The sequence below is a fragment of the Stenotrophomonas sp. PS02301 genome (assembly GCF_029959485.1).
GTDB classification, from domain to species: domain Bacteria; phylum Pseudomonadota; class Gammaproteobacteria; order Xanthomonadales; family Xanthomonadaceae; genus Stenotrophomonas; species Stenotrophomonas maltophilia_Z.
Genome location: NZ_JASCOO010000109.1, coordinates 1 through 13,598, shown reverse-complemented (window position 1 = coordinate 13,598; position 13,598 = coordinate 1). Strand labels below are relative to the sequence as shown.

Sequence of the window (13,598 nt, the reverse complement as noted above, 5' to 3'; positions counted from 1 at the left end):
TCCCATGGGGGACCGATACACCCGCATCCCCACCCGCGCTAACTGAGGTTCGCGCAGTGCGTTGCACTGGCGGCGGGGCGAACAGCCCCGCCGTTCTGATGGAAGAGGAACTGCCATGAAGTTGATTGTTGTCCGCCGCAGCCTGCTGGCGCTGTCCCTGATCGCTGTGATCGCCGGGTGCTCGAAAGAGCCTGCCGCGCCGGCTGCCGATACCGCCGCGGCACCCGCCGTGCAGGGCGCCGAAGCACTGCCGGAGGGCTGGCAGCGCGTGGTGGGCGTGGACGTGCCGGATATCGACGGCGCCACCCAGCGGTTGCCGGCACAGGTCACCTCCGATGACGGTGTGGCCACGACGGTCACTGATACCTCCAAGATCATTGCCGGTGGCGATGACATCATCGCGGTGCTCGAAGCGCTCGGCCTGGACGATCAGGTGTACGCCGCGCCGCTGCGCTCGGCTACGGCGTCCGGCCGCAAGGCCCCCCAACAATTTCTGTTCAACCGCACCACCGGTGTGGAAGGCGTGTTGAGCCTGCAGGGCACCCTGTTCCTGGGCAACAGCCTGCGCCGCCATTCCGATCTGGCCGCCAAGCTGCGCGGTGCAGGCGAAGCGGCGGTGATCGTCGACGATCTGCAGCCGGCCGCGGACAAGGTGCGCAAGGTCGCCGCCGCGGTCGGCATGGCCGAGCAGGGTGACGCGCTGGCCACGAAAGTGCAGTCGCAGTTGGATGCGGCCAAGGCCAGTGGTGCCGCATTGGCATGGCACCCGCGCGTGATCCACGTGTCCGCGACCGGTGCCGGCGGCGCGCCGACGGTGGCCGGCTCGGACAGCGCCTCGGGCAAGCTGATCACGCTGGCCGGTGGCATCAACATCGGCGACGAAGCCGGGGTCGCCAATTATTCCGCGCTGAGCAACGAGGGCGTGGTGGCTGCGGCGCCCGATGTCATCCTGGTGACCGAGAACGATCTGGCCCTGTTTGGTGGGCAGGCCGGGCTGTGGCGCGCCTATCCGACGCTCCGGCAGACGCCGGCCGGTGCGGCCAACCGCGTGTGGGTGATGCCGGATGTGGAGTTGAAGTCCGCCAGCGTCGCCTCGGGCAGTGGTGCGGTGGCGCTGGCCGCGGCATTTGCAACCGTTCCGCGCCCGTGAGTGCCTGAGGCATGGCGGTATTGAGTCCTGCGCGCCGGCGCGGCGCGACCGTATTGATCTGGGCGGCGGTGGGGTTGCTGATCGCCGTCATTGCCTCGTTCGCCGTGGGCCCGTTGCGGCTGCCGCCGATGGAGGTGCTGCAGGCGATCGGCGTGAAGCTGGGGCTGGCCGATCCAGCCAGCGTCAGTACCCGCGATCTGGCGGTGGTCTGGCAGCTGCGCATTCCGCGTGCCTTGCTGGGTGCGATGGTGGGCGCCGCACTGGCGATGGCCGGTGCGAGCCTGCAGGGGTTGTTCGGTAATCCGCTGGCCGACCCCGGCATTGTCGGCGTGACCCAGGGCGCTGCCTTGGGCGCGGTCTCGGCGATCGTGCTGGGTGCCGGCGCCTTCGGTGTGTGGACGCTGCCGCTGGCGGCGTTCGCCGGTGCCGGTGGCGCGATCACCTTGACGTATCTGCTGGCGCGGCCGGGGCAGGGCACCGGCACGGCGACATTGCTGCTGGTCGGCATTGCGATCGCGGCATTCTGCTCGGCGATGATCGGGTTCCTGACCTACATCGCCAGCGAGAGCGAGCTGCAATCGCTGGTGTTCTGGCAGATGGGCTCGTTGGCCCAGGCCGACTGGATGGATGTGGTCGCGGTGGCACCGGTGTTCGTGCTCGGCACGATCGCGCTGCTGCGGCTGGCCACCCCCTTGGACATGCTCGCGCTCGGTGAGCGCCAGGCCCAGCACCTGGGGCTGGATGTGAAGCGCACGCGGCTCAAGTTGATTGCCTTCAGCGCGCTGCTGGTCGGTGCCGCCGTCGCCTTTGCCGGCTCGATCGGCTTCGTGGGTCTGGTGGTGCCGCACGTTGTGCGTCTGCTGGTCGGCCCCGGCCATCGCTGGCTGCTGCCGGTCTCGGCCGTCGCCGGTGCGTTGCTGATCGTGGTGGCCGATACCGCCGCACGCACGCTGGATCCACCGTCGGAGATTCCGCTGGGCCTGTTCTCGGCCGCGCTGGGTGCGCCGTTCTTCCTGTGGCTGGTGATGCGTCAGCGCCACCGGAGCGGCGCATGAGCGCGCTGCTGCAGTTGCAGTCGGTGCAGTTGAGCCGCGGCGCGCGGCGCATTCTGGATGACATCACGCTGGATTTCGTCCCGGGCATGGTCACGGCGCTGGTCGGGCCGAACGGCGCGGGCAAGTCGACGTTGCTGGCGGTGGCCGCAGGCGATCTGGAAGCGGAGCAGGGCAAGGTGCTGCTGCGTGGGCAGGCGCTGGCGGACTGGAAAGCCAAGCCGCTGGCACGCGAGCGCGCGGTCATGCCGCAGGAGCACGCGGTGCGGTTCGCCTTCCGTGTGCATGAAGTGGTGGCGATGGGGCGGCTGCCGCATCCACCGGATCCGGTCAAAGATGCGGCCTGCATCGCCGATGCGCTGGCGCGGGCGGACCTGCATGCGTTGATCGAGCGGGAAGTGGAACACCTCTCCGGCGGCGAGGCGGCGCGCACGACCTTCGCTCGTGTGCTGACCCAGGACACCCCGTTGCTGCTGCTGGATGAGCCGACGGCTGCCCTGGATCTGCGTCATCAGGAGCGCACGCTGCGCGCGGTCCGCGACCTGGCCGATGCCGGCGCCTGCGTGATCGTGGTGTTGCATGATCTGAATCTGGCCGCCGCGTATGCGGACCGGATCGTGTTGCTGGAACAGGGTCGCGTGGCGGCCGATGGCACGCCGACCGAGGTGCTGACGCGCGAGCACATCGAGCGTGTCTACCAGCAGCCGGTGCTGGTGCTGCGGCATCCGCAGCGCGATGTTCCGTTGGTGGTGGTGACCGACGCGTAGCGCCGGGAGTTACCCCGGCGCCATCGCGATGTCGCCGGTGCCCGCGAGCGGCCGACACGACCAACGACGCTGATGCTCAGCGCGTCATTGCCGGTAGTCATCGCGGCTGCGAATGACGCGTGCCTCTTCTCCCACGCGGGGGCGTTCGGACACACGGGGGCGTTCGGACACATTGGCGCGTTCGGGCGCACGGGCGCGTTCGGACGCCTGGCTGCCGTGGTGCCTGCCATCATCAAAATGCGAGCAGCCGGCAAGGCTCACCAGCGCCGCTGACATGGCAAGCGTGACAATCGATTTCATCGCAGGTTCCTCCGGTGGGTGGGGTGTAGCCCCCTGTTGCTCGAAGGTCTGTGTTTGGCAATGAACTCCCCATTAATACCCGCTGCTGCGTGGCACGCCGATCTGTAGCGTCATGGCATTGAGAAATACCGATGTAGGCGCAGAATCGAAACAGGTATTACGGACGCCCAGAAAAATGAAAGTGCCGATACCGATCTTGCTGATATATGAGCAAGAGATGTCGTAAGCAGCCCGAAACCGCGAGGCGAACTGGCACTTTACTGGCCTCATGCCAGCCTGGTTCCGTTGGGGGTGGTGACCGGCGCGCTGACGGTGTGACGGGGCCGGCCAGTGGCCGGCCCCATCGATGAAGGATTACCAGCCGAAGCGCGCGGTCGCCATCACGGTGCGGCCGCTGCCGTAGTAGCACGACGACACGCCGGTGCAGGTCGATACGAAACGCTTGTCAGCCAGGTTGCTGGCGTTGAGTGCCAGCTGCACTTGGGTGCTGCCGATCTGGCCCACGTCATAGCGGATCGCCGCATCGAACAGCGTGTAGGACGGGATCCGGTACAGGTTGGCGCTGTCGCCGTAGCTGACGCCGTTGTAGCGCGCGCCCGCGGCCAGGCTCAGGCCCTGCAGCGCGCCGGCCTGGAAGGTGTAGTCCGCCCAGAACGAGGCGCTGTAGTCGGGCACCATTGCCAGTTCCTTGCCCTGGTAGGGCGCCGAACGCGTCATCTCCGAGTCCATTCGGGACGCGGCGCCGATCAGGCTGAAGCCCTCGATCGGCGTGATCCGGCCTTCCAGTTCAATGCCGCGCACGCGGCCCTCGTCGCCCTGGATCGAGCAGGTGGCGGTGCCGGTCGCGCCGCAGTTGCGATGCGACGCCACTGGATCATCCACGATCATGTTCTGCTGGCGCAGGTCGTACACCGACAACGTCACCAACCCATCCACCGAAGTCGGCTGATACTTCAGGCCGGCTTCCCACTGCGAGCCGGTCACCGGCTCGAATGCGGTCTGGGTGAAGCTGTCCAACGGCGATTTGGTCGACGGCTGGAACGATTCGGCGTAGCTCACATACGGGGTCAGACCGTTCTCGAATACATACAGCACGCCCGCGCGACCGGTGAAGGCCTCGCTCTTGATCACATTGCGCCCGCCCGGCGTGGAGATGCCGGTGGCGATGTTGCGGTTGGCGCTGCTGCTGTCGTCCTTGGTCCAGTCGTAGCGACCGCCGAACGTCATCCGCCAGTTGCCGAGCGCCACCTGGTCCTGCAGGTAGACGCCGCTCTGCCGGTTGATGCCGGCGGTCGGGGTTTCCGTGCTCACCGTCGGGCGGTAGGTCGAATACACCGGGTTGAAGATGTCGATCGGGCGCGGGCTGCTCATGGCACTGCGCACGCCCTCCCAGTCCGCACGCTGCCAGTCCCAGCCGAGCAGCACGGTGTGATCCACCGCGCCGGTGCTGAAACGCGCCTGCAGGCGGGTATCGAAGGTATCGCCATCGGAGTCGCCGGTACCCATCACGCCGCGACGGTTCTGGGTACGGCCATCGGCATTCAGCGCGCCGAAGGTGACCACGCTGCGGAACAGCGAATCGACATGCGTGCGGCGCGCGCTCTGGGTCAGCGTGAGGTGGTCGTTGAACTGGTGCTCGAACATCCAGCCGGCCGTCCACAGCGTGCGGTTGAAGGTGTTCCAGTCCGGCTCGCCGATGAAGGTGCTGTTCTTCATGTAGCCCGACGCCGTCGGATGGAGCGTGCCGGCGGCCGGCAGGAACTGGTAGGTCGAGCCGCCATCGTCCTTCTGGTACAGGCCCAGCAGGGTCAGGCGGCTGCGCTCGGCGAGCTGCCAGGTGTAGCTGGGGGCAAGGAACCAATGCTCCTGCGCGGTGTGCTTGATCTGGGTCTGGCCATCGCGATAGAGGCCGACCAGGCGGAACAGGTGATCATCACCGGCCGTGCCGGCGCCCACGTCAAAGGCCGCGCTGTACTGGCCATTCGCATCGACCCCCAGGCGCAACTGCTGCACCTGGTCGGGGGTGGGGGTCTTGCTGACCTGGTTGACCATGCCGCCCGGGGCCACCTGGCCATACATCACGGCGGACGGCCCCTTGAGCACTTCCACCCGCTCCAGGTTCCAGCTGTCGAACATGCTGCGGTTCCACTGGCTGCCCTGCGGTGCGCGCATGCCATCCAGGGTGACGTTGTTGGACCAGCTGCCGGCATCGAACCCGCGGATGCGGAAATCGTCCACGCGGTTGTCGATGCCCGAGCTTTCCAGGCTGACGCCGGCGACATAGCGCATCGCATCGTTGAGCGACTGCACGCCACGGGCATCCAGTTCGGCGCGCTCGATCACCGAGACCGACTGCGGGGTTTCGGCCAGCGCGGTGCTGGTCTTGGTCGCGCCGCTGGTGCTGTTGGCCGCCCGGTAGGCATTGACGCGTACGGCGTCCAGATCGGTGGCGATCTGGGCGTGGGCGGTGGGAACGATCGCAGCGGCCAGACAGGCCAGGGCCAGCAGGTTTGGGCGCAACCGGCGCGGATACAGGGTCAGGGAGCAGGGCATGGGCAACAACTCGACAACGCGGAGGAAGGGGGCGCGGGCGCTGGCTCGGCTTCCGGGGTCGGGTGGCGCCAGCCTCGCGGGCGTCGTCAAGGCGACGCATATGGCCCCATTTTAAGGATTGTCGCCCCATTCGCAATTGCGACACATTCGCACATGCGGGGTGGGCCGACCCAGAATCCCCGCCATGAATGGTGTAAATGTGTGTAAATGACGATCAGTGTTGCAATGGTGGTGCTAATTGGAGCTTGTGGCCGGCCATCAGAGGTCTACAATGCCGGCTACACCCCAGGTGACCCTCATGACTTCGATGCCGCTTCTGACGTTTTTTACCCTGACCCGCGATGTCGCGGCACGGGCGCGTCTGCCAATCGGAGTGCGAGGCTGCTGACCGGAATACCGGTCACCCTGGACCCCACGCAGAGCGCCCACCGGGCGCTCTTTTCGTTTCCACGCAGCAGAACTGTTTGAAGGAGAACGTGCCATGCACCAGATCGCCGAGCCCCAAACCTGGCCGCACGCCCGTTAGCCAACGGCGGCGTGCGGCTCCCCGATGTTGGCAGCGAGACCTATCCCATGAACACCCATACCCAGACCCTTACCCTCCGGCGCAACCTCGGCATCATTGCCCACATCGACGCCGGCAAGACCACACTCACCGAGCGGCTGCTGTGGAAAACCGGCGAGATCCATCGCGTCGGTGAGGTGCATGACGGCGCGGCGACCACCGATTTCTCGGCGATCGAGCGCGAGCGTGGCATCACCATCGGCGCGGCGGCCGTGCAGGCCCATTGGGCACCGCGCGACCAGCCCATCCATCACCTGACCCTGATCGACACCCCCGGCCACATCGATTTCGCGATCGAAGTGGAGCGCTCCCTGCGCGTGCTGGATGGCGCGGTCGCGGTGTTCTCCGCAGTGGATGGCGTGCAGCCCCAGTCCGAATCGGTCTGGCGCCAGGCGCGTCGCCACGGGGTGCCGCTGATCGCCTTCGCCAACAAGATGGACCGCACCGGTGCGTCCTTCGAACGCGTGCTGACCCAACTGCGCGAGAAACTGCGTGCGACGCCGTGGGCGCTGGGCGTGCCGATCGGGACCGAAAGCCAGTTCAATGGCTGGGTGGACCTGGTCGACCGCAGCACCGTGCAGTGGGATGACAAGGGCACCGCCCTGCGTCATGCCTGGACGACCGATGAGGCGGCGCAGTGGCTGCCGCAGCGCGAAGCGCTGATCGAGGCCGTGGCCGATGCCGACGACGTGCTGGCACAGGCGTGGCTGGAGGGCGCGGTGATCGACAACGCACAGCTGCGCGCGGCGATCCGTCGCGGCACCCTGGCCGGTGCTGGCGTCCCGGTGCTGGCCGGCTCCGCGTTCAAGAGCAAGGGCGTGGAGACGCTGCTGGATGCGGTGGTCGACTATCTGCCCTCGCCACTGGATCGGCCGGCGGTGGTCGCCGCCGAGAACGGCAGCGAGGTGCTGCTGCCACCGGACCCGGAGGGCCCGCTTGCGGCGTTGCTGTTCAAGATCACGCACCAGAACCACGGTGCGCTGAGCTTCGTGCGGGTGTATTCGGGCACGCTGAAGGTGGGCGACGCGCTGGCCAGTTCGCAGCATCCGCAGGGGCGACGGGTCAGTCGCCTGGTGCGGGTACAGGCCGACCAGACCCACGACATCAAGCAGGCCGTGGCCGGTGACATCGTCGCGGTGCTGGGCTGGAAGGATGCGGTCAGCGGTGAAACGCTGAGTGCACCCTCGCGCCCGCTGCTGCTCGATACGATCCAGGCGCAGCATGCGGTGCTGGCATGGCGGTTGACGGCGGAGAAGGCCTCGGACCTGATCCGCATCAGCCAAGGATTGGCCAGCCTGGCGCAGGAGGATCCGTCGTTCCGGGTCGAGACCGATGCGGACAGCGGTGAAACCCTGATCTGGGGCATGGGCGAGCTGCATCTGGAGGTGATGGTCGAGCGCCTGCGCACGGAGTGGGGCGTCACCATCCGCACCGGCGAGCCGCGTGTGGCCTATCAGGAAACGCCGAAGCGTGCGGTGCAGCGGGTGGAAGGCAAGGTCGCCAAGCAGACCGGCGGCCAGGGCCAGTTCGCCCAGGTGCTGATCGATGTGACGCCGCGCGAGGATGGCGAGGTGACCTTCGTCGACCGCACCGTCGGGGGTGCGATCCCGCGCGGGTTCGTCAACGCGGTGGAGAAGGGCGTTCGCGCGGCATTGGGCGAAGGCCCGCTGGGCCATCCGGTGGTCGGTATCGAGGTGACGCTGGTCGATGGCCAGACCCATGTCAAGGACTCCTCGGACATGGCCTTCCACCGCGCTGGCAGTGAGGCGGTGAAAGCCGCGCTGGCCGAGGCGGGCACGCAGCTGCTGGAGCCGGTGATGGAGATCGCCATCCACGCGCCGTCGGCGAACGTCGGCGATGTGGTGGGCGACCTCAACCGCCGCAGCGGGCGGGTGGCCTCGATCGAGGACCAGGATGGGCAGGCGGAAGTGCTCGGCTATGCACCGCTGGCGCGACTGGGTGGCTACACCACCTCGCTGCGTTCGCTGACCCAAGGGCGCGCGTCCAGCGACATGCGCTTGAATGGGTATGAGGCGGCGCAGACGGCCTGACCGTCGATGTGGAACGAGAAGAGGGCCGGGCAACCGGTCCTCTTTCTCCGTGTCAGCGTTGGTAGTCCGCACAGCGCCGGATGCCCGCCCGCAGCTAGAATGTCTGCCGCAATGTCGCACGCAGCCAACGGCCGCAGCGACCGGATTTCTCCTTGGAGTACGGCCATGAGCAACACGCATTTTTATCCGATCGGCACCCCCGGCCAGCCGTGGGGCGATGCCGAACGGGCCCAGTGGCGCGCCAATCAGCAGCGCCAGCGCAGCTACCACGACGATGTGGTGGCCGCGCTCGAGCGCCTGGGCGAGCGTTTCGATGTGGTGCAGTACGGCCAGCTGGACTACGCGCCGGATCATTACCCGCTGTTTGCGGTGGTCAGCCATGCGTGGGATCCGGCACTGCCGACCGCGCTGGTGACCGGCGGCGTGCATGGCTATGAAACCAGCGGCGTGCATGGCGCGCTGCAGTTCCTGGATCAGCATGCCGAGGCGTATGCGGGCCGTATCAATCTGATCGTCGCGCCCTGCGTCAGCCCGTGGGGCTATGAGCGCATCCAGCGCTGGAATCCCGATGCGATCGATCCCAACCGCAGCTTCCGCGGTGAGGGCCAGATCGAAGAAGCGGCCTCGTTGATGCGCTGGATGGCCGCGCGTGGCGATGATCTGCTGGTGCACCTGGACCTGCATGAAACGACCGACAGCGATCTGCATGAGTTCGATCCGGCGCGCTGCGCCCGCGATGGCATCGCCCTGGTGCCGGACATCATTCCCGATGGCTTCTACGTGATCGGCAACAGCGAAGATCCGCAGCCGGCGTTCCAGCAGGCGTTGATCGCCGCGGTGGAGAAGATCACGCACATCGCCCCCGCCGACGCCAATGGCGAGCTGATCGGCATGCCGCTGCAGTCACCGGGCGTGGTCTGGGGCGAATCGCGTTCGATCGGCGCCTGCGCCGGGTTCACCGACGCGCTGTACGCCACCACCACCGAGGTGTACCCGGACAGCCCGCGGACCTCGCCGCAGGAATGCAACGATGCACAGGTCGCGGCGGTATGCGCCGGCCTGGACTTCGCCCTGGCCCATCCGCGCGCCTGATCGCCCCCCGTTCCCGCCCCCCGCCGGCGCGCTGGTGCCAAGGCGCCCGTGCGCTATCATCGGCCATCAGGGACGGGGGCGTCTGGCCGGAGAGGCTGGCGTCTTGGGAGCGGGGATGATGAGTGGCGATGTCACGCAGTGGCTGCACCGGTGGCGGCGCGGGGATCCGCAGGCGCAGGCGCATCTGTTTGATCTGATCTATCCCGCGCTGCGCGAGATGGCAGCAGCCCGTATCGGCCAGCGCCATGCCGACGTGACCCTGCGGCCGACCGCGTTGATGCATGAAGCGCTGTTGCGGGTGATGGGCTCGGACGTGGAGTTCGTGGATCGCGCGCACTTCCTCGCGCTGGCGGCCTTGAAGATGCGCGCGGTGCTGGTGGATTTTGCGCGCAGTGGCGCGGCAGCCAAGCGCGGGGCCGGGGCGTGGAACCTGACCTTGTCGCATGCTGATCAGGACGTGCCCTATGCGCCGACCTGCGACTACGAGGTCCTGGCGCTGCACCAGGCGTTGATCCAGCTCGCCGGGCACGATGAGCGCGCCGCACGTGCGGTGGAATACATGTATTTCGGCGGGATGGACCGCCAGGAAATCGCGGTCGTGCTGGAGGTGTCGGTGCCGACGGTCGACCGCGATCTGCGCTTTGCGAAGGCTTGGCTCAATCAGCGCCTGGCCTAATCGGGGGCGTTATCGTGACAGGGGGATGGGGCAATGACGGATGACCGCTGGCAGCAGCTGCGCACGATGTTCGATGCGGCGTGCGAACTGCCGCCGACCGCGTGGCGCACCGAGCTGGGGCGGATGACCAACGATCCGGCCCTGCTGGATGAGGTGATCGAGCTGCTGGAAGCGCAGACCATGGCGCTGGACAGCGCGCAGCGCCCCCTGCGCGAGTTGATTGTCCAGCTTGCCGAGCCGGATGTGCAGGTGGGTGAACGGATCGGTCCTTGGCGGCTCACCCGGCGCGTGGCCAGTGGCGGCATGGGAGCGGTGTTCCTCGCCGAGCGCGCTGACGAGACCTACCAGCAACGGGTGGCGATCAAGTTGCTTCGCGGCTTGGCGACGACCGAGATCAGCCAGCGCCTGGCCGCCGAGCGGCAGATGCTGGCCGGGCTGGAGCACCCCAACATCGCCCGGTTGTACGACGGTGGCAGCACCCCTTCCGGCCAACCCTATCTGGTGATGGAGTACGTGGACGGCGAGCCACTGGACCGCGCCTGCTGTGACCGTCCGCTCGATCTTTCCCAGCGCCTGCAGCTGTTCGTTCGGATCTGCCGTACGGTGCAGGCCGCGCACGCACGCCTGGTCGTGCACTGCGATCTCAAGCCCAGCAATATCCTGGTGCGCGCGGACAACGAGCCGGTGCTGCTGGATTTCGGCATCGCACGCTGGCTGGACAGCGCAGCCGAGTCCCGCGCCGACCGTTTCTACACGCCGGTCTACGCCAGCCCTGAACTGATTGCGGGCGAGCCGGTGGGTGTCACCACCGACGTGTACAGCCTCGGTGTGATCCTGGTCGAGATGCTGGCCGATCGCCGGCTTGGCCATGATGGGCAGCCGGCGGGTGCCGCGGTTCCGTTGCCCAGCCGCTGGGCGCGGCCATCGTGCGCGTGGCGAAAGCACCTGGAGGGAGACCTCGATGCGATCGCGGCCAAGGCCAGCGCACGTGACCCCGCCCAGCGCTATGGCTCGGTGGAGGCGCTGGCGGATGACATCGAGCGCTGGCGGACGCATCACCCGGTGCGGGCGCGAGGCGGGCGAGCGGGCTACCGCACGCACCGGTGGCTGCGTCGGCACTGGCAGGCGGCCGGCGTGGCCGTCGCGGTGACGGCCATGGCGGGCGGCTTCGTCTGGCGATTGAGCGAATCCAGTGCGCGCGCTCAGGAAGAAGCGGCGATCGCCGAGCAGGTCAGCGAGTTCCTGGTCGCCGCCTTCGATGCCGCCGATCCGCGCGAGCGCGGTGCACGCGGCACCGAAGATGTCAGTGCACGCGCAGTGCTCGATGCCAGCGCGGCGCAGGTCGATGCGGAGCTGGCCGATTCGCCGGCGTTGCGGGCGCGCCTGCAGAGCGTGCTGGGGCGCGCGTACCAGAACATCGGCCTGCCCAAGCAGGCCGAGACGCTGCTGCGCAGCGCGGCTGAAGGCCTGGCATCGCCGTCGGTCGATCGCGCGCGCCTGGCGGCGCAGACCTACAGCGATCTGTCGGTGGAGATGAGCAACGGCAAGCGGGGCGAAGAAGGCCTGAAGTACGCCGAACGTGCGCTGCAGCTGCTTGATCGCGAAGACGATGCACGCACGCGCGCACATGTGCTGAACTCGCTGGGCCTGGCCTACAGCCAGCTGGAACGCTATCCCGAGAGCGAGGCGGCGTTCCAGCAGTCGCTGGCAATGCGCAGCACCGTCCGCGAGCCGGGCACGGAAGGCGGCACCGCCACGGTGATGCAGAACATGGGGCTGATGTACCGCAACCGCGGTGAGCTGGACAAGTCCGAGCAGCTGCTGCGCGACTCGCTGGAGATCAAACGGCGCCGCAGTGAGACCAGTGCCGATTACCAGCACGGACTGCACGCACTGGCCATGACCCTGCAGGAAGGCGGCAAGCCGAACGAGGCTGCACCGCTGCTGCTGCAGTCGCGCGATCTCAGCCTGCAGCTGTATGGACAGGACAGTTCCCGCACGGCCCTGGCGTACTGCGAGTTGGCCTTGCTGCACATGGATCTCGGTCGTTACACGGAGAGTGCGGAGGGCTTTGATACCTGTCTGCGCATCAGTGCGCTCACCAGTGGCGAAGACAGCATCGACCACGCGATCAACCTCAACAACTACGCCAACCTGGAAGAAGCCCGCGGCGATATGGGCAAGGCGGAGCAGCTGTACCGGCGCTCGCTGGCGATCCGCCGCCAGGTCCTGGGGCCGGACAAGCCTTCCAGCCTGCGGGCAGAGATGAACCTGGCGCGGCTGCTGATGCGCAGCGGTCGTGCCGACCAGGCCGGCCCGCTGATCCAGCGCGTGTTGCCGATCTGGCAGCGGATCAGCCCGGCCGACGCGCCGGATCTGCGCATTTCGCACCTGGGCGAGATCGAGTGGATGATCCACCGCGGGCAATCGGCGCAGGCAGAGCAGGCGCTGCTGGCGATGGCGCCGATCGTACCGTCGATGTCGCCGCCGTTGCAGCTGCGCTACCAGCAGATGCAGGCCGAAGCGGCGCTGCGTGCCGGGCAGGCCGCCTTGGCGGCGACCCGCTGGCGCGCGGTGCTGGAGGGCAATGTTGCGTTGTTCGGGGCAGAAGCGCCGTCCGTGGCACGCTACCGCGTACCGCTGGCCGAGGCGCTGCAGGCCAACGGCGAGCGGGAGGCTGCGCGCCGGCAGATCGCGCAGGCCAAGCCACTGCTGGAGGCAGAGCTGGTGCCCGGCGCACCCTATCTGCAGCGACTGCATGCGCTGGAGGAGCGCCTCAAGGGTTAGGCGACGCCCCGCATCAGCTTTTCAGCCACCCCTGGCAGCCCGCACTGCCGTCGTCCGAGGTGGCCGCCTTTGCGCACGTTGCGGTCATCCGCGCCTGCAGCCGGCTGAGGCTCTCCGCGCCGTGATGCTCGCGGCTCCACGCCTGCAATGCGGTACCGAGCCGTTCGAAGCGCTGGCGGGTACGCTGGTGGTAGCCGGCCGGCTGCACGGCGAGATCGGCGATCACCTCGCCCGTGGCGGTCTCGATCGCCGCCGCATCATCCGGGCTCAGGCGCAGCAGGCCCTCCACGTACAGCACGCCCCACTGCACGCGGGTGGCCGGCCCCTGTGCGCCCTGGTAGGCCTTGTGCAGCCAGGCGATGGCCGAAGCCTTGTCGCCGCGTTCTTCGGCAAGGTCGGCCAATTCAGGCATGTAGTAGTACGGCGTCTCACTCCGATCAAGCTCGGCGAGCAGCAGTTTCTCTGCCGCAGCGTCGTCGTTGATCTGGCGCAGCACGTACACCGCGGTGCTGATCGTCGCTTGGCGCTCGTGCAGCGTGGTCGCGGCCCCCTCGGCGGCCCCCCCCCGGTGGGGGGCCCCTGTTGTGACCCCCGCCGGGAATGGC

The 13,598-nt window shown here is 67.8% G+C and carries 9 protein-coding genes and 1 pseudogene; 7 read left to right on the top strand and 3 right to left on the bottom strand.

Features of this window, described 5'->3' with window-relative positions; genetic code table 11:
• The first annotated feature begins 115 nt into the window (after positions 1-115).
• Genes QMX81_RS18385 through QMX81_RS18375 form a run of 3 tightly spaced genes read left to right on the top strand, consistent with a single transcriptional unit; the run spans position 116 to position 2,969 of the window.
• A complete protein-coding gene (locus QMX81_RS18385; RefSeq protein ID WP_282263612.1) occupies positions 116-1,150 on the top strand; it encodes an ABC transporter substrate-binding protein in 1,035 nt (344 codons plus the stop codon).
• Between the two features lie 20 nt (positions 1,151-1,170).
• Positions 1,171-2,205, top strand: a complete 1,035-nt coding sequence (locus QMX81_RS18380; protein ID WP_121041050.1) for an iron ABC transporter permease — start codon at positions 1,171-1,173, stop codon at positions 2,203-2,205.
• Positions 2,202-2,969 (top strand): heme ABC transporter ATP-binding protein, encoded by a 768-nt coding sequence (locus tag QMX81_RS18375; RefSeq protein ID WP_282263609.1) that lies wholly within the window; start codon positions 2,202-2,204, stop codon positions 2,967-2,969. Before QMX81_RS18380 ends, QMX81_RS18375 begins: the two co-directional genes overlap by 4 nt.
• 84 nt (positions 2,970-3,053) lie before the next feature.
• Here QMX81_RS18375 and QMX81_RS18370 read toward each other — a convergent pair whose 3' ends face one another.
• Positions 3,054-3,269: a hypothetical protein gene (locus tag QMX81_RS18370; RefSeq protein ID WP_282263607.1), complete on the bottom strand. Its 216-nt coding sequence runs from the start codon at positions 3,267-3,269 to the stop codon at positions 3,054-3,056.
• Positions 3,270-3,623: 354 nt separating this feature from the next.
• The gene (locus QMX81_RS18365) at positions 3,624-5,822 is read right to left on the bottom strand and encodes a TonB-dependent siderophore receptor (protein ID WP_282263605.1); all 2,199 of its coding nucleotides are present in this window, start codon (positions 5,820-5,822) and stop codon (positions 3,624-3,626) included.
• A 573-nt stretch (positions 5,823-6,395) separates the two neighbouring features.
• On the opposite strand from QMX81_RS18365, the gene fusA reads away from it, so the two are divergent.
• The 4 genes from fusA (at position 6,396) to QMX81_RS18345 (ending at position 12,993) form a co-directional block, all read left to right on the top strand.
• Positions 6,396-8,438 (top strand): elongation factor G, encoded by a 2,043-nt coding sequence (fusA, locus tag QMX81_RS18360; RefSeq protein ID WP_282263603.1) that lies wholly within the window; start codon positions 6,396-6,398, stop codon positions 8,436-8,438.
• Between the two features lie 165 nt (positions 8,439-8,603).
• Complete coding sequence (locus QMX81_RS18355) at positions 8,604-9,530, top strand: M14 family metallocarboxypeptidase (protein ID WP_121036800.1); 927 nt, start codon at positions 8,604-8,606, stop codon at positions 9,528-9,530.
• A 118-nt stretch (positions 9,531-9,648) separates the two neighbouring features.
• Complete coding sequence (locus QMX81_RS18350) at positions 9,649-10,206, top strand: ECF-type sigma factor (protein WP_183073619.1); 558 nt, start codon at positions 9,649-9,651, stop codon at positions 10,204-10,206.
• A gap of 33 nt (positions 10,207-10,239) precedes the next feature.
• Positions 10,240-12,993: a serine/threonine-protein kinase gene (locus tag QMX81_RS18345; RefSeq protein ID WP_282263598.1), complete on the top strand. Its 2,754-nt coding sequence runs from the start codon at positions 10,240-10,242 to the stop codon at positions 12,991-12,993.
• A gap of 13 nt (positions 12,994-13,006) precedes the next feature.
• Here QMX81_RS18345 and QMX81_RS18340 read toward each other — a convergent pair.
• Positions 13,007-13,598: pseudogene (locus QMX81_RS18340) on the bottom strand (dihydroneopterin aldolase); the annotation flags it as partial.